Origin of the sequence: Paraburkholderia sp. BR10872 (genome assembly GCF_040965835.1) — a bacterium.
Taxonomy (GTDB): Bacteria; Pseudomonadota; Gammaproteobacteria; order Burkholderiales; family Burkholderiaceae; genus Paraburkholderia; species Paraburkholderia nodosa_A.
The window spans coordinates 49,460-71,670 of record NZ_JBFRCN010000048.1; the positions used below are offsets into that span (position 1 = coordinate 49,460).

The following is a 22,211-nucleotide window of genomic DNA, read 5'->3' on the forward strand; positions in this document are numbered from 1 at the left end:
GTGCGCAAAAGCGCACGCAAAAAAACGTAGGCCAACGAGGAGGAGACAGGATGGACGACGAGCTGGTTGCAACCGCATCCACCACACAATCGACTGCCGCAGCCACCACCGCCGCGAATTTTCGCTGGCGCGTGCTGATCTGGCTGCTGTTCGGCGGCATCATCAACTACCTCGATCGCGCGAATCTCGCGATCGCCGCGCCCGGCATGATTCACGACCTGGGCCTCACGCGCACGCAAATCGGCTTGCTGGGCACGGTGTTCGCGTGGACCTACGCCGTGATGCAGTTGCCGGCGGGCTGGATCATCGACCGCTTCGGTGCGAAGCGTGCCTATGCAGTGGGCATGATCTGGTGGAGCGTGGCGACGTGGCTCACCGGCGTCGTTGGGTCGATCTCGGGCCTCATCGTCATGCGCGTGCTGCTCGCCGTGGGCGAGGCGCCGTGCTGGCCGACCTCCGCCAAGATCACGGCCGCGTGGTTTCCCGCCAAGGAGCGCGGCTTCGCCACCGGCATCTGGGATTCGTCGTCGAAGTGGGGCCCCGCGCTCGCGCCCGCCGTGCTGGTAGCGTTGATGATTGCCTTCGGATGGCGCTCGCTGTTTCACGTGACGGGCGCCATCGGCATCGTCTTCGCCGTGCTGTTCCTGTTTCTCTATCGCAACCCCGCGCAAAGCAAGCGGCTCACGCGCGAGGAATTCGCCTATATCGAAGCGGGCGGCGGCGGCCACGAGCGCTCGCTCACCACGGCGCCCATTCGCTGGCGCGCGCTGTTCGCCTCGCGCAGCGTGTGGGGCATGATCTTCGGCTACTTCTGCGCGATCTGGCTGTGGAATATCTTCCTCGTGTTCCTGCCGCTCTATCTGCTCGATCGCTTTCATATTTCGTTCGCACAACTGGGTATCTACGCGAGCATTCCGTGGTTCGGCGGCGCGGCGGGCGAGATCGTCGCGGGCTGGATCGCGAAGAAACTCGTGGATCGCCGCATAGCTTCGCCCATGGTCGCCAAGCGCATGCTGATCGTGGTGGGTGCAATCGGTGCGGGCGTGTGCGCGGCGGCGCTGCCATTGGCGAGCACGATAGGCGCGAGCGTCGCGCTGATGACGTTGGGGCTGGCGTTCATCGCCGCCACCATTGGCAACGCGTGGGCGCTCGCGGCCGACATCGCCCCGTCGTCGATGGTCGCTTCCGTGAGTTCGATCCAGAATTTCGGCGGCTATTTCGGCGGGGCGTTCTCGCCGGTCGTGGCGGGCTTTATCGTCGACCGCACCGGATCGTATTCGCTGGCGTTCATCATGGGCGGCGCGATTGCGGGCTGCGCGGCGCTGTTCTACTGGTTCATGGCGCGCAGCACGGTGGGCCAGCCGGCGGACGCGGCTTGAGGAGACGAACATGAACGCCTGCGAACGCTTTCCCTGGCGCGCGCATCGAGCCGAATCCCCGCCATGGCTCGGGGCGCTTCAGCGCCTTATTGCACCTGGCTGCGCAGCGCCTTGGCGGCAGCGACCATGTTGGTCAGCGCCGGAATGACCTCGGCCCACTGTCGTGTCTTCAGACCGCAGTCCGGGTTGACCCACAGGCGTTCTGCCGGAATGCGCCCGGCGGCCTTCTGCATCAGTTGCACGATGTGCGCTTCGGTCGGGATGTTCGGAGAGTGAATGTCGTACACGCCCGGCCCGATTTCGTTCGGATACCTGAAGTCGTCGAACGCGTCGAGCAACTCCATGTCCGAGCGCGAGGTCTCGATCGTGATGACGTCCGCGTCCATATCGGCGATCGACGCAATGATGTCGTTGAACTCCGAATAGCACATGTGCGTGTGGATCTGCGTTTCGTCTTCCACGCCGTTCGCCGTGATGCGGAACGATTCCACGGCCCAGCGCAGATACTCGCCCCACTGCGCGCGGCGTAGCGGCAGACCTTCGCGCAGCGCGGCCTCGTCGATCTGGATCACGCCCACGCCGGCCTTCTCCAGGTCGAGCACTTCTTCGCGAATGGCGAGCGCGAGCTGGTAGCACGAGACCGAACGCGGCTGGTCGTCACGCACGAAGGACCAGTTGAGGATCGTCACCGGGCCCGTGAGCATGCCCTTCATGGGCTTGTTCGTGAGCGACTGCGCGTAGGTGATCCACTCCACCGTCATCGCCTTCGGGCGGCTGATGTCGCCGAACAGAACAGGCGGTTTCACGCAGCGCGAGCCGTACGACTGCACCCAGCCGAACTGGCTGAACGCGTAGCCGTCGAGCTGCTCGCCGAAATATTCGACCATGTCGTTGCGCTCGGCTTCGCCGTGCACGAGCACATCGAGACCCAGTTGCTCCTGCTCTCGCACGCTGCGCTCGATTTCGGCGCGCATGGCGGCCTGGTAGCCCGCGTCGTCGAGCGCGCCGCTCTTGAACTGGCTGCGCGCCTGGCGGATTTCCGCCGTTTGCGGGAACGAGCCGATCGTGGTGGTCGGGAAGGCGGGCAGCTTCAGGCGTGCGGCCTGCTTCGCGGCGCGCTCGGCATAGGCGTGCTGACGATTGCCGAGCTGTGCATCGATGCGGGCGATCGCGGCCTTCACGGCGGGGTTGTTCACGCGCGGCGACTCGCGGCGTGCCTGAACGGCGGCGGCGTTTGCCGCGAGTTCGGCTGCGACCTTGCTGCGGCCGGCATTCAGCGCCGTGGCGAGCACCTTCACTTCGTCGAGCTTTTGCAGCGCAAACGCGAGCCACGAACGGATTTCGACGTCGAGCTTCTCTTCGCTCGCGAGGTCCACCGGCACGTGCAGCAGCGAGCACGACGGCGCGATCCAGAGGCGCTCGCCCAGTTGCTTTGCGAGCGGCTCGAGCCATTCGAGCGTGGCGTTCAGATCCGTCTTCCAGATGTTGCGGCCGTTGATCGCGCCCACCGAGAGCACGCTCTGTGCAGGCAGCTTTTGCGCGGCCAGCGCGACTTCTTCGCGGGCGTTGATCGCGTCGATATGCAGACCGTCGACGGGCAGCGAGCACGCGAGGTCGAGATTGTCCTGCAGCTGGCCGAAGTAGGTGGCCAGCAGCAGCTTGACGCTACGCAGCTCGAAGCCTTCATACGCCGTCGCAAACGCGGCGCGCCAGGCCGGATCGAGTTCGGTCGCGAGAATCGGCTCGTCGATCTGCACCCATTCGACGTCCATCACGCGGAAGTAGTCGAGCAGTGCGCGATAGACCGGCATAAGGCGCGGCAGCAGCGCCAGCTTGTCCGAGTCGTCCTTGGCCTTGCCGAGCCACAGGTAAGTGAGCGGCCCGACGATCACGGGCTTGGCCTTCACGCCCAGTTCGCGGGCTTCGCGCAGTTGCTCGGAAAGACGCGAAGTGTCGAGGTTGAACTGCGTGTCGGCCGTGAATTCGGGGACGATGTAGTGATAGTTCGTGTCGAACCACTTCGTCATTTCGCCGGCCGCGACGCCGCCGCAGCACGCGGCATGGTCCTCGGCGCCCGCCGCCGAGCGGCCACGCGCCACGCGGAAGTAGTTGTCGAGCTTGTCGCCGTGGAAGCCCTGCACGCGCTCGGGCAGGTTGCCGAGCGTGAAGCTCATGTCGAGCACCTGGTCGTAGAACGCGAAGTCACCGGCCGGCACGAAGTCTAGACCCTTCTGGTTTTCCCAGTGGCGCTTGCGCAGTTGCGCGCCGAGCGCCTTCAGTTCGTCGCGCGAGGATTCGCCTTTCCAGTAGCGTTCCAGACCGGATTTGAGTTCGCGTTTCGCGCCGATGCGCGGAAAGCCGAGATTGTGCGTGGTGACCATGTGCGGTGCCGTCCGAAATGAAAGTGCTGAAAACGATCCAGAGTGGCAGCGATGATAGACGTATCCGATGATGAAGAAAAATGGCATTATTTCATCCATCCATTAGTTTTTTTCATCTGGTCGCCTGATGCTCGAACGCGTTCACCTTGTCATCGTCCGCGAAGTCGCCCGCCAGGGCTCACTGACCGCAGCGGCGGAATCGCTTTTCCTCACGCAGTCGGCGCTGAGCCATACGGTCAAGAAGATCGAGCAGCAACTCGGCACGCAAATCTGGGACCGCGAGGGGCGCAGCCTGCGGCTGACGCAGGCCGGGCAATATCTGCTCTCGCTAGCCGAGCGGCTTCTGCCCCAGTTCGAACTCGCGGAAGAGCGCATGAAGCAGTACGCCGCGGGCGAGCGGGGCACGTTGCGTATCGGCATGGAATGCGCCCCGTGCTATCAGTGGCTGCTCAAGGTGGTCTCGCCGTATCTGGCGCGCTGGCCCGACGTCGACGTGGACGTGAAGCAGCGTTTTCAGTTTGGCGGCATCGGTGCGTTGATCGGCTACGACATCGACGTGCTGGTCACGCCCGATCCGCTCAACCGGCCCGGACTGCGTTTCGATCCGGTGTTCGACTACGAGCAGGTGCTGGTGGTCGCGGAAGACCATCGGCTCGCGAACGTGCGCTACGTGAAGCCCGAGCAACTCGTCGACGAAACGCTCATCACGTACCCCGTGGATACCGACCGGCTCGATATCTACAACCAGTTTTTGCGGCCCGCGAACATCACGCCACGCCGTCACAAGACGATCGAAACGACCGACATCATGCTGCAGATGGTCGCGAGCCATCGCGGCGTGGCCGCGTTGCCGCGCTGGCTCGCGGAGGAATACGCAGACCGTATGCCGCTCGCGATCGTGAAGCTCGGCAAGCAGGGCATCGCGAAGCAGATCTTTCTCGGCACGCGCGAAGGCGACGCCGTGGTCGACTACCTGAAATCGTTCGTCGAATTCGCACGCGACCCGGTCTGGCAACAGCCCCGTGTGCGAGGCTGATGGTCACGTTTTGAAATTGAAAGGAACGTCGTACAAGTTCGTATATTGATCGTTCAATTAACTTAAAGTCGCTGTTCATCGGTACTCGCTGGAATCGCTTGTCGCTTCTGCGCAATTGCTCGTCGCAATTGCTACGTTAGTCGGCTTTTTGCCGGACAACCATGTGTCATGAGCCTTCATGACCCTGCGACGCAGTTCGATTCCTGAGGAGATGACGATGTGCCGATTCCCCCTGCTTAAGACAGGCGCGCTCGCGTGCGCCGCCATTCTCTGCACCAGCGCCTACGCGGCCGATCCCGCCGCATGCAAGGACGTTCGCTTCGCCGACGTGGGCTGGACCGATATCGCGGCGACCACGGGCGTGGCGTCGACGATCCTCGGCGCGCTCGGCTATGCGCCGACCAAGACGATCGCCTCGGTGCCGATCACGTTCGCAGGGCTCAAGAGCAAGCAGATCGACGTGTTCCTCGGCTACTGGTCGCCGACCATGGACCCCATCATCGAGCCGTTCACGAAGTCGGGTTCGATCAAGGTGCTCTCGACGCCCAATCTCACGGGCGCGAAATACACGCTTGCCGTTCCCGATTACGTCTACCAGGGCGGCCTCAAATCGTTTCAGGACATCGCGAAGTACGCGGACAAACTGCAAGGCCGCATCTACGGCATCGAACCCGGCAACGACGGCAATGCGCTGATCCAGAAGATGATCGGCGCGAACCAGTACGGCCTCGGCAAATTCAAGCTCGTCGAATCGAGCGAGGCGGGGATGCTCGTGCAGGTGAACCGCGCCGTGCGCGAGAAGCAATGGATCGTGTTCCTCGGCTGGGAGCCGCATCCCATGAACGTGCAGATGAAGATCGACTATCTCTCGGGCGGCGACGCGGTGTTCGGGCCTGACTACGGCGCGGCGCGCGTGCTGACCGCGGAACCGCCCGACTATGCCGCGCGCTGCCCGAACGTGGCGAAGTTCGTCTCCAACCTGCAGTTCACGACCGCCATCGAGAACCATTTGATGGTGCCGATCGCCAACAAGGAGGACCCCAACAAGGCCGCCGCCGACTGGTTGCGCAGCAACCCGCAGGTGCTCGACAACTGGCTCGCCGGCGTGACCACGCTCGACGGCAAGCCGGGCCTGCCTGCCGTGCGCGCCTCGCTGGGCGTGCACTGACGTGCCGTTGTCCGCGGCGAAAGCGGCGGACAACCCTGCGGTACATCCCTATTTGCGCGGCAATTTTGGTTGATTAGCGTTCAAAAGAGGAGGAGGCAGATGGAGCAAGCAGGAATCGGTACGCATGGCGCAGAGGAGAGCGCCGCACGAGGCGGTCATGGCCATGCGCTGCAGCGCGGCCTCACATGGAAAGATGCGTTCTGGGTGACGAGCGGCGTGCCCGCGGGCGTGCTGTTCACGATTGGCGGCGTTTGCGCGACCATCGGCCAGCCGGCCTGGGCCATCTGGATCGCATCGATCACGATGGGCCTCGTGCAAAGCGCCACTTACGCCGAGATTTCAGGGCTCTTTCCGCACAAGTCGGGCGGTGCTTCGGTGTACGGAGCAATCGGCTGGGTCCGTTACAGCAAGATGATCGCGCCGGTTTCCGTGTGGTGCAACTGGCTCGCGTGGTCGCCCATGCTGGCGCTGGGCTGCGGACTCGCCGCGAATTACGCGCTCGCCACGCTGTTCGCGCCCGAAGCGGCCATCCTGCAGTGGCACTGGACGCTCGCCAACCTGGACTTCATCAAGCCGGGTCTCACGCTGCGCATCAACGCGACGTTCCTGATCGCCGCGGCGTTCCTGCTCATCACGTTCCGGCTTCAGCACAGCGGCGCTTCGAAGGCCGCGAAAACGCAGAAGATTCTCGGCATCGCATCGCTCACGCCGTTGTTGATCGTCGGGCTCGTGCCCTTCGTCACGGGCGATGTTCCCGCCAAGCATCTGTTTCCGCTGCTGCCGCTCGGCCACGACGCGCACGGCAATCTCACCGCGGCGGTGTTCGGCACGTGGAACGGGCAGGGCGTGGTCATGGCGCTGGGCGCGATGTTCATGGCGGGATGGGCATCGTACGGCTTCGAAACGGCGGTGTGCTACACGCGCGAGTTTCGCGACCCGCGGCGCGATACGGCGCGGGCGATCTTCTGGTCGGGCGCGCTTTGCCTCGTCGTGATGACGCTCGTTCCGCTCGCGTTTCAGGGCTCGCTGGGTACGGCGATGATGCTCGATCCGCGCATCGGCGACGGCACCGGTGTGGGCACCGCGATGGCCGCGATGGTGGGCGGCGGCGCCTGGGTGGGCAACGCCGTGGTGGTGATGCTGATGCTTTCCATCTTGCTGATCGTGATGACGTCGATGATGGGTTCGTCGCGCACGCTCTATCAGGCTTCGGTGGACGGCTGGCTGCCGCGCTACCTCTCGCGCGTGAACGAGCACGGCGCGCCGACGGCGGCGATGTGGACCGATCTCGGTTTCAATCTCATCCTGCTCGCGATGTCGGACTATATGACGGTGCTGTCGATCTCGAACGTCTGCTACATGTTGTTCGTGTTCCTGAACCTTCAGTCCGGCTGGATTCATCGCATGGACCGTAGCGCCTGGGCGCGGCCGTTTCGTTGCCCGACGTGGCTGCTCGCGCTCGGTGCGCTGTGCGGCTATGCGAATCTCGTGTTCGTGGGCGCGGGCGCCAATCTGCAAGGCGAGGGGACGCTGCGCGATGGCCTCATTGCCATGCTGCTGATCGTGCCGGTGTTTGCTTTCCGGCATTACTGGCAAGATCGCGGGCGGTTTCCGGCGGGCAGTGCGCTCGATATGGAAGTGAGCGTGCCGGTGCGCAGCCGGTGGTTGAGTCTTGCGCCTTATGGCGCGCTCGTTGCGGCGGCGCTGACGATTGCCGTTTCGCATTGGCTGGCCGCGTCGGTCTGAGTTGACTTCAGTGTTGGCGGCATCGTGCGGGCGGGGTGCTCGCGTGGTGCCGCGTTTTTTTTGGCTCTTCCTGTTGCTGTGCCTTTTACAGGACTGATCGCGCGTTGAATGTTCGATGAACCCGAAAAAAAACCAGAGTCGCTGCGCAACTCCTTGCGCGCCGACTCTGGCCCATTAGCGTTGCTTAAAGCGTCACGCTATGTGCGCGTACTTTCCCCCCGCGCGACGTGCCGTCCGCCGCGGAAAAATCCGGGCCCCGTGCCGGCGTCCCATTCGCCACAAAATACGGCGCATGCGAACGCGCAAGCGCTTCGCGCCCGCGTATGCGATCCGCGATCTTCTCCGCGATCATGATGGTCGGCGCATTGAGGTTGCCGGTGGTGATGCGCGGCATGATCGACGCGTCCACGACACGCAGGCCGTCGAGTCCATGCACGCGGCCTTCGCCGTCCACCACCGCCATGTCGTCGTAGCCCATCGCACACGAACACGACGGGTGATACGCGGTTTCCGCGCGGTCGCGCACGAAAGCATCGATCTCGGCGTCGGTCTTGAGCGCCGCGCCGGGGTTCAACTCGCGTCCGCGAAACCGGTCGAGCGCGGGCTGCGCAATGATTTCGCGCGTGATGCGAATTGCGTCGCGGAACTCGCGCCAGTCGAGCGCTTCGGCCATGTAGTTGAAGAGGATCGACGGATGCTGGCGCGGATCGCGCGAGCGCAGCTTCACGCGCCCGCGGCTCGGCGAGCGCATCGAGCCCACATGCGCCTGGAAGCCGTGCATCTTGATCGCATTGCTGCCGTTGTAGTTGATCGCGACGGGCAGGAAGTGATACTGAAGGTTCGGCCACGGATCGTCGTCGCGCGTGCGAATGAAGCCACCCGCCTCGAAATGATTGCTCGCGCCAATGCCGGTGCCGCGCAGCATCCATTCAAGGCCAATCGCCGGTTGATTGCGCATGAGGAGCGCAGGGTAGAGCGAGACGGGCTCCTTGCACTCGTACTGCATGTACATTTCCAGGTGGTCCTGAAGATTCTGCCCGACGCCCGGCAGATCGAGCACAATGGGAATGTCGAGTTCCCGCAGCCATGCACCGGGACCGACGCCCGAGCGCTGCAGGATCTGCGGCGAGGCGATCGCACCCGCACACAGCAGCACTTCGCGGCGCGCGTAGCGGGTCACACGCGCGGGCCCGTCGAGAAAGACGACGCCACATGCCCGCTTGCCGCTGAACAGAATGCGGTCCGTCACCGCGTGCGTGACGATGTCGATGTTGGGCCGATGCTTTGCCTGATCCAGATAGCCGCGCGCGGTGCTCGCGCGCCGGCCTTTGGCGGTCACGGTGCGGTCCATCGGCCCGAAGCCTTCCTGGCGGTAGCCGTTGAGGTCGTCGGTGCGCGCATAGCCCGCCTGCACGCCCGCCTCGATCATCGCCTCGAAGAGCGGGTTCACGCCCGGCTTGCTCGTCGTCACGTGCACGGGACCTTCGCCGCCGTGATAGTCGTTCGCGCCGACGTCGCGCGTTTCGGCCTTGCGGAAATAGGGCAGGCAGTCCAGATAGCTCCAGTTCTCGAGCCCTTTGCGCTCGGCCCAGCCGTCGTAGTCGAGCGCATTGCCGCGGATATAGCACATGCCGTTGATGAGCGACGACCCGCCCAGCCCCTTGCCGCGTCCGCATTCCATGCGCCGGTTGTTCATGTGCGGCTCGGGATCGGTCTCGTAGGCCCAGTTGTAGCGGCGGCCTTGCAACGGGTAGGCGAGCGCCGCGGGCATCTGCGTGCGGAAATCGAAGCGGTAGTCGGGGCCGCCCGCTTCGAGCAGCAGCACCGTCGCGTCGCGGTCCTCGGTGAGGCGCGCGGCAAGGACGTTGCCCGCCGATCCCGCGCCGATGATGATGTAGTCGTACTCTTGCGCTGCCATGCAGAACTCCCTCAGAAAACGGGCTGATACGGTCCCAGTTCCACCTGGACGGATTTGAGGCGCGTGTAGTGCTCGAGCGTGGTGATGCCGTTTTCGCGGCCCACGCCCGACTGCTTGTAGCCGCCCACGGGCATTTCGGCGGGCGACTCGCCCCAGGTATTGATCCAGCAGATGCCGGCTTCGAGCCGATGAATCACGCGGTGCGCGCGAGAGAGGCTTTCGGTCACGACACCGGCGGCCAGGCCGTAAAGCGATTCGTTGGCGCGTGCGATCACTTCGACTTCGTTGGCGAAGGCAAGAATGCTCATCACCGGCCCGAAGATTTCCTCCTGCACGATGCGCATGTCGTCGCGGCAACCGGAGAACACGGTGGGCTGCACGTACTGGCCGCGCGCGAAGTCGCCCTGCGTGAGGCGCGCGCCGCCCGCGAGCAGCCGCGCGCCTTCGCGCTTGCCGCTCTCGATATAGCCGAGCACCTTGTCGAGCTGCGCGGCGCTGGCGAGCGGCCCGAAGTTGGTGGCGGGATCGGCGGGGTTGCCCACGCGGATGCGCTTCACGCGCTCGAGCACGAGAGCCTCGAACGCGGCAATGACCGATTGATGGACGAACACGCGCGTGGCGTTGGTGCATACCTGGCCCGCGCTGAAGAAGTTGGCGGTCACGGCGATATCGGCGGCGCGCTCGAGGTCGGCGTCTTCGAAGACGATGAGCGGCGACTTGCCGCCCAGTTCCATCGTGACTTCCTTGAGCGTGGAGCCGCCCGCGGCCGCCATGACCTTCTTGCCCGTTTCGACGCCGCCCGTAAACGAAATCTTCTCGACGCCGGGATGCACGCTCAGCATGGCGCCCACACGGCCGTCGCCGTGGACCACGTTGAACACGCCGGGCGGCACGCCCGCCTCGATATAGATCTCGGCGAGCTTCGAGGCCGAAAGCGGCGTGATCTCGCTCGGCTTGAAGATCATCGCGTTGCCGGCGGCGAGCGCGGGCGCCGATTTCCAGCAGGCGATCTGCAGCGGATAGTTCCATGCACCGATGCCCGCCGTGACCCCCAGCGGCTCGCGCCGCGTGTAGACGAACGCGCTTTCGCGTAGCGGGATTTGCTGGCCTTCGAGCGCGGGCGAGAGGCCCGCGTAGTACTCGATCACGTCGGCGCCGGTGACGATGTCCACGCTGCGCGTTTCGGCGATCGGCTTGCCCGTGTCGCTGGTTTCGAGCGCCGCGAGTTCGTCGTTGCGCTCACGCAGCAACTCGACCGCGCGCCGCATCACGCGCGAGCGCTGCATGGCCGCCATGGCGGCCCAGACGCGTTGGCCGTTACGGGCCGACTGCACGGCGCGGTCGATATCGGCGGCGCTCGCGTGCTGGACCGTGGCGAGCCTGGCGCAGGTGGCGGGATCGTAGGTGTCGAACGTTTCGCCGCTGGTGGCGTCGGTATAGGTGCCGTCGATGAAGAGGCGTTGCAGGGGAAAGAGGGACATCGTTGGCTCCGGGCCGGGTTATCTGGTCGACTTGCCCGAGCGCGGCTTGGCGCGCGCTTCGAGCAGCAGGTCGATGTAGTCGTTGGCCACGCGCAGCGCGGCCTTCGTGTCGAACGGTTCGCCCGTGAGCGCGCCGCGCAGCCAGAGGCCGTCGATCAACGCAGCGAGTCCGCTTGCGGCGCGCCGGGCCGCGGCCCCTGGCAACACCTTTTCGAACTCCGCGCAGAGGTTCGAATGGAGCCGTCGCGTGTTGACGCGCTGCAGCCGGCGCAGCGCGGGCTGATGCATGCTCTCGGCCCAGAACGCGAGCCAGGTCTTCATGACGGGTGCGTTCACCTGCGATACGTCGAAATTAGCCGCGACGATGGCGCGCAAACGCGCACGCGGTTCGTCTTTCGCGGCGAGGCGACGCCGCACCGTGGCCTCCCAGAGGTCATGTAGCACGTGGCGCATGGTGGCTTCGAGCAGGCCGTCCTTGCCGCCGAAATAGTGACTGACGATGCCAGTCGAAATCTTCGCGTGCTGCGCCACGGTGGCGAGCGTGGTGCCGGAGAGACCCGACTGGTCGATCGATTGCAAGGTGGCGTCGATGAGTTGCGCGCGGCGCACGTCGCGCATTCCGATCTTGGGCATGGTGATTCCGGGCGATTCGGGGAGGTTTCCACTCTAGGTATTTTTTATTGAATGTTCAATCAATAAAAACGTAGAAATGGCGGGATCGGCGGATTTTACAAAGTCCGCGTCGGATTACCGATGATCGCGTCGCCGGAACCCCTCGCGAGGCCCGCCAGATAACGGATTGCGCCTGTTTTAGAGGGGTTTTTATGCCGCTCGCGTGTCGCGTTAGCGCCAGCGCGTGTCGTGTCTGCGCAAGTCGGGCGAGATTTGGACTTGTACGTTTTGATCCACCGCGCAAGGCGCCATGCGTTGCCGGCGCGGCCCGACAACCTGTATCGCCAGACCAGAGAGACCCGACACCATGAGAAAACTGAATGCGGTGGCACTGAGCGGCATCGCGGTGGCATTGAGCGCCGTCTCGACAGAAAGCCATGCCCAAAGCAGCGTCACCCTGTACGGGATCATCGACGCGGGCGTGACCTACGTGAGCAATGCGGGCGGCTCGCATCAAGTGAAATTCGACGATGGCATTGCGCAGGCGAACCGCTGGGGCCTCAAGGGCACCGAGGATCTCGGCGGCGGGTTGAAGGCCGTGTTCCAGCTGGAGAGCGGCTTTCACCTCGGCAACGGACAGATCGCCAACGGCGGCTCGCTTTTCGGTCGCCTCGCTTATGTCGGACTCCAGAACGATTGGGGCGCGCTCACGTTCGGCAATCAGGCCGATATGACGCAGGAGTTCGTCTACCTCTACAACGTCACGGCATGGGCGAGCGGCTACGCAATCAACCAGGGCGACTTCGACCGCATGAACGGCGACCATCTGCCGAACGCCGTGAAGTTCATGTCGAACACGTTCGGCGGATTCCAGTTCGGCGGCATGTACTCGTTCAGTAACACGCCAGGCGACTTTCACACCGGCAGCGCCTGGAGCGTGGGCGCGCAGTACCAGAACGGCCCGTTCGCGATGGGCACCGCGTACACGCAGTTGAACAATCCATCGGGCATCTACGCGTTCGACCCGTACAACATGATTGGCGTGCGCACGTTCTTCGGCAGGCCGACCGTCAGCGTCGATCCGGCCACGGGCGCGGTGAGTTCGCTCTATTCGGAGACGCCGTTCCCCGTGGACAAGCAGGCCACCTTCGGCGCGGGCGCGAGCTACGCCATCGGCGACGTCACGCTCATGGGCGCTTTCACGTACACGCAGATCAAGGCGTTCGGCGAGAGCGAGCACATGCAGGTGGGCGAGGGCGGCGCGAACTGGCAGGTGACGCCCGCGTTCAGCGTGGCGGGCGGCTACCAGTACTCCCACTTCGACGGCCACCACTGGAACCAGCTTTCGGCGGGGATGCATTACCTGCTTTCGAAGCGCACGGACGTGTACATCTCAGGCGACTGGCTCAAGGCCTCGCAGGGTGTGGACGCGATGATCGGCTATAGCTTCACGCCGTCTTCCACCACCACCCAGGCCGATGTGCGCATTGGCTTGCGTCATCAGTTCTGAGCGGACATGCGGGTGCTTTTCCACCGCAAAACATCGGGAAAACCCGCGGTAAAACCCTCGCGAATCGTCCGCCGGAGTCGCCCGCAGCCCCGGCTGGCGAGGCCGTCCAACGGCGATGGCGTTTTTGTTCTATCGGCTGCCACGGCCTCTTTGGTCTACTTGCACTCAAGCTCATCCATGCGCTCAGCGCGAAGGGAAGTCAGATGAACGTCAGCGTTTTCGACCTGTTCAAGATCGGGATCGGTCCGTCCAGCTCGCATACGGTCGGCCCGATGGTTGCCGCGTGCCGCTTCGCGTCCCATGTCGAGGACGCCAATCTGCTCGCCTTTGTGCGTCGCGTCAAGGTCGAGCTGTACGGCTCGCTCGGCGCGACGGGCAAAGGCCACGGCACCGACAAGGCGGTGCTGCTCGGCCTCGAAGGCAACTTGCCCGACTCGATCGACCCTGACCAGATCGAGCCGCGCCTCGCCGCCATGCGCCGCGAGAAGACGCTCGTGCTGCTCGGCAAGCAGACCATCCGCTTCGACGAAAAGGAGTGCGTTGGCTTCTTTCGCAAGACGATGGGCGGCGCGAACACACTGCATCCGAACGGCATGCGTTTTCAGGCCTTCGACGAAAACGGGCAGCTGCTCGTCGAAAAGGAGTACTACTCGGTGGGCGGCGGCTTCGTCGTGAACCGCGACGGCGACCGCGTGAACGGCGTGCGCAGCGGACGCGAGGTGCCGTATCCGTTCCGCACCGGCGACGACCTGCTGCGCGTGTGCAACGAGAGCGGTCGGTCGATCGCCGACGTCACCTTTGCGAACGAATGCGCGGCACGTTCGCCGGAGGACGTGCGCGAAGGGCTGCTCGTGATCTGGCGCGCGATGGCCGCCTGCGTGGAGCGCGGCTGCAAGATGCATGGCGAGCTGCCCGGCCCGATGCAGGTGAAGCGCCGCGCCGCCGATCTCTCGGTGCATCTGCGTTCGCGCTCCGAGGAGTCGCTGCGCGATCCGCTGTCGATGCTCGACTGGGTCAATCTCTACGCCATGGCTGTGAACGAAGAGAACGCGGCGGGCGGCCGCGTCGTCACGGCGCCCACGAACGGCGCGGCGGGCGTGATTCCCGCGGTGCTGCACTACTACGTGAAGTTCGTGGCGGGCGCAAACGAAGACGGCATCGCCAACTTCCTGCTCACGGCCGCGGCCATCGGCATCATCTACAAGGAAACGGCGTCGATCTCGGGCGCCGAAGTGGGCTGCCAGGGCGAAGTGGGCGTGGCGTGCTCGATGGCCGCCGCGGCGCTCGCCGCCGTCATGGGCGGCACGCCGCGCCAGGTGGAGAACGCCGCCGAAATCGGCATGGAGCACAACCTCGGCATGACCTGCGACCCCGTGGGCGGCCTCGTGCAGATTCCCTGCATCGAGCGCAACGCCATGGGCGCGATCAAGGCGATCAATGCCGCGCGCATGGCGCTCAAGGGCAACGGCGAGCATTACGTCACGCTCGACAACGTCATCAAGACGATGCGCGAAACGGGTGCCGACATGAAGACGAAATACAAGGAGACGTCGCGCGGTGGTCTCGCCGTGAACGTCATCGAGTGCTAACTGAAGCTAATGGTAACGCGCAATAAGGGGTCTGCGAGATGAGCCGCTATTCGATATTCAGTCTGTTCCGCAACGGGTTGTCGTATCACGAGAACTGGGAGCGGCAGTGGAGAAGCCCGGAGCCGAAGAAGGAGTACGACGTGGTGATCGTCGGCGGCGGCGGGCATGGTCTCGCAACGGCCTATTACCTCGCAAAGGAGCACGGCGTGAAGAACGTCGCGATTCTGGAGAAGGGCTGGATCGGCGGCGGCAACACGGCGCGCAACACGACCATCGTGCGCTCGAACTATCTGTGGGACGAGTCGGCGGCGCTCTATGAAAAGGCGATGAAGCTCTGGGAAGGGCTCTCGCAAGACCTCAACTACAACGTGATGTTCAGCCAGCGCGGCGTGATGAATCTCGCGCATACGCTGCAGGACGTGCGCGATACCGAGCGCCGCGTGAATGCGAACCGCCTGAACGGCGTGGACGCGGAATTCCTTACGCCGGAGCAGATCAAGGAAATCGAGCCGACCATCAACCTGAACAGCCGCTACCCCGTGCTGGGCGCCTCGATCCAGCGCCGCGCGGGCGTGGCGCGCCACGACGCCGTGGCGTGGGGCTTCGCGCGCGGCGCGGACCAGCACGGCGTGGACATCATCCAGAACTGCCAGGTGACGGGCATTCGCCGCGACGGCGCGCGCGTGACCGGCGTGGATACGTCGAAGGGCTTCATCAAGGCGAAGAAGGTCGCCGTGGTGGCGGCGGGCAACACCACGACGCTCGCGGACATGGCCGGCGTGCGCCTGCCGCTGGAAAGCCACCCGCTGCAGGCGCTGGTGTCGGAGCCGATCAAGCCGGTCGTGAACACCGTGATCATGTCGAACGCGGTGCACGCCTATATCAGCCAGTCCGACAAGGGCGATCTCGTGATCGGCGCGGGCGTGGACCAGTACACCGGTTTCGGCCAGCGCGGCAGCTTCCACATCATCGAAGGCACGCTGCAGGCCATCGTCGAAATGTTCCCGGTGTTCTCGCGCGTGCGCATGAACCGGCAGTGGGGCGGCATTGTCGACGTTTCGCCGGACGCCTGCCCGATCATCAGCAAGACCGACGTGAAGGGTCTCTATTTCAACTGCGGCTGGGGCACCGGCGGCTTCAAGGCGACGCCGGGCTCGGGCTGGGTGTTCGCGCACACCATTGCGAAGGACGAGCCGCATCCGCTCAACGCGCCGTTCTCGCTGGACCGTTTCTATACCGGCCATCTGATCGACGAACACGGCGCAGCCGCCGTCGCGCACTAGGCAACTTCGTTGCATGGGACCAGAGTAAGGCGCTGAAGCGCCAACTCTGGTCGACAGGAGATCCAAACATGTTGATCATTGAATGCCCGTGGTGCGGTCCCCGCGCCGAAGTCGAGTTCGCGTGCGGCGGCGAAGCCGACATCGCGCGTCCGCTCGACACCGACAAGCTCACCGACAAGGAGTGGGGCGACTACCTCTTCATGCGTCACAACCCACGCGGCGTGCATAAAGAGCAGTGGCTGCACGCGCAGGGCTGCCGCCGCTGGTTCATGGCGACGCGCGACACCGTCACCTACGAGATTCAGTCTTACGAAACCTTCGGCGCAGCAAATGGGGCGCAAGGCGACAAGCAAGGGAGCACGCAGCGATGAGCCAGAAGAACCGCCTCGGCGCCGGTGGGCGCGTGAACCGCGCAATTCCGCTGAACTTCACGTTCAATGGCCGCACGTATCAGGGCTTTCAGGGCGACACGCTGGCCTCGGCGCTGCTCGCCAACGACGTGCATTTCGTCGCGCGCAGCTTCAAGTACCATCGCCCGCGCGGCATCATGACGGCGGACGTGGCCGAGCCGAACGCTATCGTGCAGCTCGAGCGCGGCGCGTATACGGTGCCCAATGCGCGCGCGACCGAAGTCGAGTTGTACCAGGGGCTCGTCGCGACGAGCGTGAACGCCGAGCCCAGCCTCGAAAACGATCGCATGGCGATCAACCAGAAGTTCTCGCGCTTTCTGCCGGCGGGCTTTTACTACAAGACCTTCATGTGGCCGCGCAAATGGTGGCCGAAATACGAGGAAAAGATTCGCGACGCCGCGGGTCTCGGCAAAGCGCCCGAAGTGCGCGACGCCGACCGCTACGACAAATGCTTCGCGCATTGCGATGTCCTCGTGGTGGGCGGCGGCCCCGCCGGCCTCGCGGCCGCGCATACGGCGGGCGCAACCGGCGCACGCGTGATTCTGGTGGACGACCAGCGTGAACTGGGCGGTAGCCTGCTGTTGTGCAAGGCCGATATCGATGGCCGTCCTGCGCTCAATTGGGTCGAGAAGATCGAAGCCGAACTCAAGCAGATGCCCGACGTGAAGATCCTGTCGCGCAGCACGGCGTTCGGCTATCAGGATCACAATCTCGTGACCGTGACGCAGCGTTTGACGGAGCATCTGCCGGTTTCCACGCGCCAGGGCACGCGCGAGCTGTTGTGGAAAATCCGCGCCAGGCGCGTGATTCTCGCCACCGGTGCGCACGAGCGTCCCATCGTGTTCGGCAACAACGATCTGCCGGGCATCATGCTGGCCTCGGCGGTCTCGACGTATATCCATCGCTACGGCGTGTTGCCGGGCCGCAATGCGGTCGTCTTCACGAACAACGACGCGGGCTACCGTTGTGCGCTCGATCTGAAGGCATGCGGCGCGACCGTCACGGTCGTCGATGGGCGCGCCCAGGGCAACGGCGCATTGCAGGCCACCGCGCGCCGCCAGGGCGTGAAGGTGATGTACAACGCGGCCATCAACTGTGCGCATGGCAAGCAGCGCGTGAGCTCAGTCGACGTGGTGGGCTACACGAACGGGCAGGCCGGCGCGCAGCAGGCCACGCTTGCATGCGATCTCGTTGCGGTGTCGGGCGGCTTCAGCCCGGTGCTGCACCTCTTCGCGCAGTCGGGCGGCAAGGCGCACTGGAGCGACGCGAAGGCGTGCTTCCTGCCCGGCAAGCGCGTGCAGGAGGAAGTGAGCGTTGGGGCGGCAGTGGGCGAATTCGGGCTTGGCCGCGCGCTCACGCAGGGCGTGGACGGCGGCATCGACGCGGCGAAGTCGCTCGGCTTCCCGCTCAAGCGGCCCGCTGTGCCCAGGGCAGCCGAGGTCGAAGAGACGCCGCTGCAGGCGCTGTGGCTCGTGGGCAGTCGCAAGGATGCGGCGCGCGGGCCGAAGCAATTCGTCGACTTCCAGAACGACGTCTCGGCAGCGGACATTCTGCTCGCCGCGCGCGAAGGCTTCGAGTCGGTCGAGCACGTGAAGCGTTACACGGCCATGGGCTTCGGCACCGACCAGGGCAAGCTCGGCAATATCAACGGCATGGCGATTCTCGCCAGCGCGCTCGGCAAGACGATTCCCGAGACAGGCACGACGACGTTCCGCCCGAACTACACGCCTGTCACGTTCGGCACGTTCGCAGGGCGCGAACTCGGCGACATGCTCGACCCGATCCGCAAGACCTGCATTCACGAGTGGCACGTGCAGCATGGCGCGGAATTCGAGGACGTGGGCAGCTGGAAGCGCCCGTGGTACTACCCGAAAAGCGGGGAGAATCTGCACGCGGCCGTGAAGCGCGAGTGTCTTGCGGTGCGCAACAGCGTCGGTATTCTCGATGCTTCCACGCTGGGCAAGATCGACATTCAAGGCCCCGACGCCGCGAAGCTGCTCAACTGGGTCTATACGAACCCGTGGCTCAAGCTCGAAGTGGGCAAGTGCCGTTACGGCCTGATGCTCGATGAAAACGGCATGGTGTTCGACGACGGCGTGACGGTGCGCCTCGGCGAGCAGCACTACATGATGACGACCACCACGGGCGGCGCGGCGCGTGTGCTCACGTGGCTCGAACGCTGGCTGCAGACCGAGTGGCCCGACATGAAGGTGCGTCTCGCTTCCGTCACCGACCACTGGGCGACGTTCGCCGTGGTCGGCCCGAAGAGCCGCAAGGTGCTGCAGAAGGTATGCAAGGACATCGACTTCGACAACGCCGCGTTCCCGTTCATGTCGTATCGCAACGGCACGGTCGCGGGCGTGAAGTCGCGCGTCATGCGTATCAGCTTCTCGGGCGAGCTGGCCTATGAAGTGAACGTGCCCGCGAATGCAGGCCGCGCCGTATGGGAAGCGTTGATGGAAGCCGGCGCCGAGTTCGACATCACGCCGTACGGTACGGAAACGATGCACGTGCTGCGTGCCGAGAAGGGCTACATCATCGTGGGTCAGGACACGGACGGCTCGGTCACGCCTTTCGATCTCGGCATGGGCGGTCTCGTCCCGCAGACGAAGGACTTCCTCGGCCGCCGCTCGCTCAAGCGCTCGGATACGGCGAAGGAAAACCGCAAGCAGTTCGTCGGACTGCTGACCGACGATGCGCAATACGTGCTGCCCGAAGGCGGCCAGATCATCGCACCGGATGCGCAAGCGCGCGCCGACGGCACGACGCCGATGATCGGCCACGTGACGTCGAGCTACTACAGCCCGATCCTGCAGCGTTCCATCGCGCTGGCGGTCGTGAAGGGCGGCTTGAACAAGATGGGCGAGCGCGTGGTGATTCCCATGGCCGATGGCCGGCGCGTGAGCGCACAGATCGCGAGCCCGATTTTCTACGACACGGAAGGAGTGCGTCAGCATGTTGAATGAAACGAAAGACCCCCTGCCGGTCGCGGAGCGCGTCGTCGGTGTGCGCCTGGAGTCGCCGCTCGTAGGTGCCGCGGATCTGGTCAAGGCGCAGGAGGGACGCGCCTCGAAAGCGTTCGCCATGCGTGAGCTGCCGTTTCGTGACCTCGTGAACGTGCGCGGCGAATTGAGCGACCCGGCGTTCGTCGCGGCGTTCGCCGGCGTGATTGGCTGCGAGCCGCCGGCCGCGCCGAACACCGTCGCGCGCAGCGACCACTACGACGTGCTTTGGCTCGGACCCGACGAATGGCTCGTACGCTCGCTCGCGCCTGTGCAAACGGGCATGCTCGAAGCGAAGCTGACCCCCATGCTCGGCGATGCCTATGCGGCGGCCGTGGACGTCGGCAGCGGCAACACGGTGATCGAGATCGAAGGCACGCGGGCGCGCGACGTGCTCTCGCGCGGCTGCCCGCTCGACCTGCATCCGCGCCTCTTCAAGCCGGGTCAATGCGCGCAGAGCGTGTATTTCAAGGCTTCGATCGTGCTGATTCCCATGGGCGACGACCGCTTCGAAATCGTCGTGCGCCGCAGCTTCGCCGATTATTTCTGCCGCATCATGGTCGACGCCGCGGCGTCGGTCGCGCCATGAAGATCGTCGATGCAGCGTTCGAGCCGGCGCTTGGCGCGCTGGGCGCAATCGGTGCGCTCGGCGCACACGACGCGCCGCTCGGGCGCGGCTGGAGCGTATTCGTCGAAGCGTTGAGCGTGCCGGCGCGCATCGGTATCTATCCGCACGAGCACGGTTCCCCGCAGCCGCTCGTGATCGACGCGCAGCTCGGCTATCGCTGCATGCCGCACGAAAAGAACGCGACGGGTGAAGCGGGCGACTGGATCGACTACGACGGCTATTGCACGCGCCTTGCCGACTTTCTCGGGCGCAAGCCGCATACGCGGCTGCTCGAAACGCTGGTGGCGGACATGGCGGCGTTTTCGTTTCGCGAATGGCCCGCGCTGGAAACGCTCAGGCTCGCGGTGCACAAGCCGAAGATCCGGCCGGGTACGCGTCGCGTGGGCGTGGGGCTCGACTGGACGCGCGCCGACTATCGGCAATGGATACGGGCCGACGGGGGCGGGCAGTAGCAGGCAAGACGCGTAGCCCGATGTCGGCGCAAAGCAAGGGCGCGTCGCTTCTTGCACATCGTCGTCTGCGGCGCTCAGGCTACGCTCGAAGCACCGTTGTCTTGCGTGCAGTTTGCGCAAGGCAACGCCATCTAGTGAGCAGCGTTGCGAGCTGCATCGAACAGGAGACAGCGAGATGAGCGGTAATCGAGGCGTCGTGTATCAAGGGCCGGGCAAAGTCGAGGTGCAGAACATCGCGTATCCGAAGATGGTCGATCCGAGCGGGCGCTCGATCGGCCATGGCGTCATTCTGAAGGTAGTCAGCACGAATATCTGCGGCTCGGACCAGCATATGGTGCGCGGGCGCACGACGGCGCCCGTCGGCCTCGTGCTGGGTCATGAGATTACCGGCGAAGTGGTGGAGGTGGGCAACGACGTCGAAACGCTGAAGATCGGCGACCTCGTTTCCGTGCCGTTCAACGTGGCGTGCGGGCGCTGTGCGATGTGCCGCGAGCAGCACACCGGTGTTTGCCTGAACGTGAATCCGTCGCGCGCGGGCGGTGCTTACGGCTATGTCGACATGGGCGGCTGGATTGGCGGCCAGGCCGAATACGTGCTCGTGCCGTATGCCGATTTCAACCTGCTGAAGTTTCCCGACCGCGACCAGGCGATGTCGAAGATTCGCGATCTCACCTGCCTATCCGACATTCTGCCCACGGGCTATCACGGCGCGGTCACGGCGGGCGTGAAGCCGGGCTCGACCGTTTATATCGCGGGCGCGGGTCCGGTGGGGATGGCGGCTGCGGCGTCGGCGCGTTTGCTTGGCGCGGCCTGCACGATCGTCGGCGACATCAATGCGGAGCGGCTCGCGCATGCGAAGGCGATGGGCTTCGAAGTGGTCGATCTGTCGAAAGACGCGACGCTCGGCGAGCAGATCGAACAGATTCTGGGCAAGCCGGAAATCGATTGCGCGGTGGATTGCGTGGGCTTCGAAGCGCACGGGCATGGCGCTTCCGGTCACTCGGAAGAGGCGCCGGCCACGGTGCTCAATTCGCTGATGGAAATCACGCGGCCCGCAGGCATGATCGGTATTCCTGGGTTGTATGTGACGGACGATCCGGGTGCACGCGATGTGGCCGCGCAGCATGGCAGCCTGAGCATCCGCTTCGGGCTTGGTTGGGCCAAGTCGCATACTTTCCATACAGGGCAAACGCCTGTGCTCAAGTACAACCGGAATCTCATGCAGGCGATTTTGTTTGATCGGTTGCCGATCGCCAAGATCGTTAATGTTTCGGTTATTTCGCTTGATGAGGCGCCTGAGGGGTATAAAAAGTTTGATGGCGGTGCGCCGCGGAAGTTTGTGATTGATCCGCATGGGTTGTTGGCCGCTTAATTTTTAGTTTTGGCTTTTGGCCTTTTTTTGTGGTTTTCCTGTTTTCGCGTCGGTATGCATGCGTTGCCCCTGTGCGGGGCGGCACCTACTTTCTTTGCGGCGGTGTATGGACCGGAAACATGGGTAACAGGTGTGCGGGGACATGGGTAACACTTCGGGCGAGTGATTGGCCTGGAGCCGTTCATGCCCTGGAACCCGAGAAACACCATGAACCTGCGTCTGGAATTCGTGAATCTGGCCTTGC

The 22,211-nt window shown here is 64.5% G+C and carries 15 protein-coding genes and 1 pseudogene; 12 read left to right on the plus strand and 4 right to left on the minus strand.

Annotated features, from left to right (window positions below; genetic code table 11):
• The first annotated feature begins 50 nt into the window (after positions 1 to 50).
• Complete coding sequence (locus AB4Y43_RS30150) at positions 51 to 1,379, plus strand: MFS transporter (RefSeq protein ID WP_368729468.1); 1,329 nt, start codon at positions 51 to 53, stop codon at positions 1,377 to 1,379.
• Between the two features lie 86 nt (positions 1,380 to 1,465).
• Here the strand turns inward: AB4Y43_RS30150 and metE are convergent, their stop codons facing one another.
• Positions 1,466 to 3,760: a 5-methyltetrahydropteroyltriglutamate--homocysteine S-methyltransferase gene (metE, locus tag AB4Y43_RS30155; RefSeq protein ID WP_368729469.1), complete on the minus strand. Its 2,295-nt coding sequence runs from the start codon at positions 3,758 to 3,760 to the stop codon at positions 1,466 to 1,468.
• A gap of 127 nt (positions 3,761 to 3,887) precedes the next feature.
• Here metE and AB4Y43_RS30160 point away from each other — a divergent pair, with 127 nt between their 5' ends.
• The 3 genes and pseudogenes from AB4Y43_RS30160 to AB4Y43_RS30170 all read left to right on the plus strand — a co-directional run.
• Positions 3,888 to 4,796: a LysR family transcriptional regulator gene (locus AB4Y43_RS30160; protein ID WP_368603534.1), complete on the plus strand. Its 909-nt coding sequence runs from the start codon at positions 3,888 to 3,890 to the stop codon at positions 4,794 to 4,796.
• 217 nt (positions 4,797 to 5,013) lie between these two features.
• Complete coding sequence (locus AB4Y43_RS30165; RefSeq protein ID WP_368603533.1) at positions 5,014 to 5,964, plus strand: choline ABC transporter substrate-binding protein; 951 nt, start codon at positions 5,014 to 5,016, stop codon at positions 5,962 to 5,964.
• Positions 5,965 to 6,138: 174 nt separating this feature from the next.
• Positions 6,139 to 7,710: pseudogene (locus AB4Y43_RS30170) on the plus strand (APC family permease); the annotation flags it as partial.
• A gap of 184 nt (positions 7,711 to 7,894) precedes the next feature.
• On the opposite strand, the gene betA reads toward AB4Y43_RS30170, so the two are convergent.
• From betA to betI, 3 genes are read right to left on the minus strand one after another with little or no spacing between them, the layout of a single operon-like run.
• Positions 7,895 to 9,628, minus strand: a complete 1,734-nt coding sequence (betA, locus tag AB4Y43_RS30175) for a choline dehydrogenase (RefSeq protein WP_368729470.1) — start codon at positions 9,626 to 9,628, stop codon at positions 7,895 to 7,897.
• An 11-nt stretch (positions 9,629 to 9,639) separates the two neighbouring features.
• Complete coding sequence (betB, locus tag AB4Y43_RS30180) at positions 9,640 to 11,109, minus strand: betaine-aldehyde dehydrogenase (protein WP_368729471.1); 1,470 nt, start codon at positions 11,107 to 11,109, stop codon at positions 9,640 to 9,642.
• 18 nt (positions 11,110 to 11,127) lie between these two features.
• On the minus strand, positions 11,128 to 11,742 hold the full coding sequence (gene betI / locus AB4Y43_RS30185; RefSeq protein ID WP_342946227.1) for a transcriptional regulator BetI: 615 nt from the start codon (positions 11,740 to 11,742) through the stop codon (positions 11,128 to 11,130).
• Between the two features lie 346 nt (positions 11,743 to 12,088).
• Here betI and AB4Y43_RS30190 point away from each other — a divergent pair, with 346 nt between their 5' ends.
• The 8 genes from AB4Y43_RS30190 to fdhA all read left to right on the plus strand — a co-directional run bounded on the left by AB4Y43_RS30190 (position 12,089) and on the right by fdhA (position 21,967).
• Entirely contained in the window at positions 12,089 to 13,231 is a 1,143-nt protein-coding gene (locus tag AB4Y43_RS30190; RefSeq protein WP_368729472.1) for a porin, read from the plus strand.
• A gap of 203 nt (positions 13,232 to 13,434) precedes the next feature.
• Positions 13,435 to 14,820, plus strand: coding sequence for an L-serine ammonia-lyase (locus AB4Y43_RS30195; protein WP_368729473.1), 1,386 nt, complete (start codon positions 13,435 to 13,437; stop codon positions 14,818 to 14,820).
• A gap of 38 nt (positions 14,821 to 14,858) precedes the next feature.
• Positions 14,859 to 16,103, plus strand: a complete 1,245-nt coding sequence (locus AB4Y43_RS30200; RefSeq protein WP_042260300.1) for a sarcosine oxidase subunit beta family protein — start codon at positions 14,859 to 14,861, stop codon at positions 16,101 to 16,103.
• 68 nt (positions 16,104 to 16,171) lie between these two features.
• On the plus strand, positions 16,172 to 16,474 hold the full coding sequence (locus tag AB4Y43_RS30205) for a sarcosine oxidase subunit delta (protein ID WP_368729474.1): 303 nt from the start codon (positions 16,172 to 16,174) through the stop codon (positions 16,472 to 16,474).
• Positions 16,471 to 19,479: a sarcosine oxidase subunit alpha family protein gene (locus AB4Y43_RS30210; protein ID WP_368729475.1), complete on the plus strand. Its 3,009-nt coding sequence runs from the start codon at positions 16,471 to 16,473 to the stop codon at positions 19,477 to 19,479. The genes AB4Y43_RS30205 and AB4Y43_RS30210 overlap by 4 nt, the downstream gene beginning before the upstream one ends.
• Positions 19,469 to 20,104: a sarcosine oxidase subunit gamma gene (locus AB4Y43_RS30215; RefSeq protein ID WP_368729476.1), complete on the plus strand. Its 636-nt coding sequence runs from the start codon at positions 19,469 to 19,471 to the stop codon at positions 20,102 to 20,104. Before AB4Y43_RS30210 ends, AB4Y43_RS30215 begins: the two co-directional genes overlap by 11 nt.
• Positions 20,101 to 20,595, plus strand: coding sequence for a dihydroneopterin aldolase (locus AB4Y43_RS30220; protein WP_342946220.1), 495 nt, complete (start codon positions 20,101 to 20,103; stop codon positions 20,593 to 20,595). The genes AB4Y43_RS30215 and AB4Y43_RS30220 overlap by 4 nt, the downstream gene beginning before the upstream one ends.
• A 175-nt stretch (positions 20,596 to 20,770) precedes the next feature.
• The gene (gene fdhA / locus AB4Y43_RS30225) at positions 20,771 to 21,967 is read left to right on the plus strand and encodes a formaldehyde dehydrogenase, glutathione-independent (RefSeq protein ID WP_069267059.1); all 1,197 of its coding nucleotides are present in this window, start codon (positions 20,771 to 20,773) and stop codon (positions 21,965 to 21,967) included.
• Positions 21,968 to 22,211: the final 244 nt, after the last annotated feature.

What these genes read in the sequence shown, in the direction of transcription:
- AB4Y43_RS30150 (WP_368729468.1), top strand. Translation starts at nt 51, where the DNA reads ATGGACGACGAGCTGGTTGCAACCGCATCCACCACACAATCGACTGCC.
- metE (WP_368729469.1), bottom strand. Translation starts at nt 3,760, where the DNA reads ATGGTCACCACGCACAATCTCGGCTTTCCGCGCATCGGCGCGAAACGC.
- AB4Y43_RS30160 (WP_368603534.1), top strand. Translation starts at nt 3,888, where the DNA reads ATGCTCGAACGCGTTCACCTTGTCATCGTCCGCGAAGTCGCCCGCCAG.
- AB4Y43_RS30165 (WP_368603533.1), top strand. Translation starts at nt 5,014, where the DNA reads ATGTGCCGATTCCCCCTGCTTAAGACAGGCGCGCTCGCGTGCGCCGCC.
- betA (WP_368729470.1), bottom strand. Translation starts at nt 9,628, where the DNA reads ATGGCAGCGCAAGAGTACGACTACATCATCATCGGCGCGGGATCGGCG.
- betB (WP_368729471.1), bottom strand. Translation starts at nt 11,109, where the DNA reads ATGTCCCTCTTTCCCCTGCAACGCCTCTTCATCGACGGCACCTATACC.
- betI (WP_342946227.1), bottom strand. Translation starts at nt 11,742, where the DNA reads ATGCCCAAGATCGGAATGCGCGACGTGCGCCGCGCGCAACTCATCGAC.
- AB4Y43_RS30190 (WP_368729472.1), top strand. Translation starts at nt 12,089, where the DNA reads ATGAGAAAACTGAATGCGGTGGCACTGAGCGGCATCGCGGTGGCATTG.
- AB4Y43_RS30195 (WP_368729473.1), top strand. Translation starts at nt 13,435, where the DNA reads ATGAACGTCAGCGTTTTCGACCTGTTCAAGATCGGGATCGGTCCGTCC.
- AB4Y43_RS30200 (WP_042260300.1), top strand. Translation starts at nt 14,859, where the DNA reads ATGAGCCGCTATTCGATATTCAGTCTGTTCCGCAACGGGTTGTCGTAT.
- AB4Y43_RS30205 (WP_368729474.1), top strand. Translation starts at nt 16,172, where the DNA reads ATGTTGATCATTGAATGCCCGTGGTGCGGTCCCCGCGCCGAAGTCGAG.
- AB4Y43_RS30210 (WP_368729475.1), top strand. Translation starts at nt 16,471, where the DNA reads ATGAGCCAGAAGAACCGCCTCGGCGCCGGTGGGCGCGTGAACCGCGCA.
- AB4Y43_RS30215 (WP_368729476.1), top strand. Translation starts at nt 19,469, where the DNA reads ATGTTGAATGAAACGAAAGACCCCCTGCCGGTCGCGGAGCGCGTCGTC.
- AB4Y43_RS30220 (WP_342946220.1), top strand. Translation starts at nt 20,101, where the DNA reads ATGAAGATCGTCGATGCAGCGTTCGAGCCGGCGCTTGGCGCGCTGGGC.
- fdhA (WP_069267059.1), top strand. Translation starts at nt 20,771, where the DNA reads ATGAGCGGTAATCGAGGCGTCGTGTATCAAGGGCCGGGCAAAGTCGAG.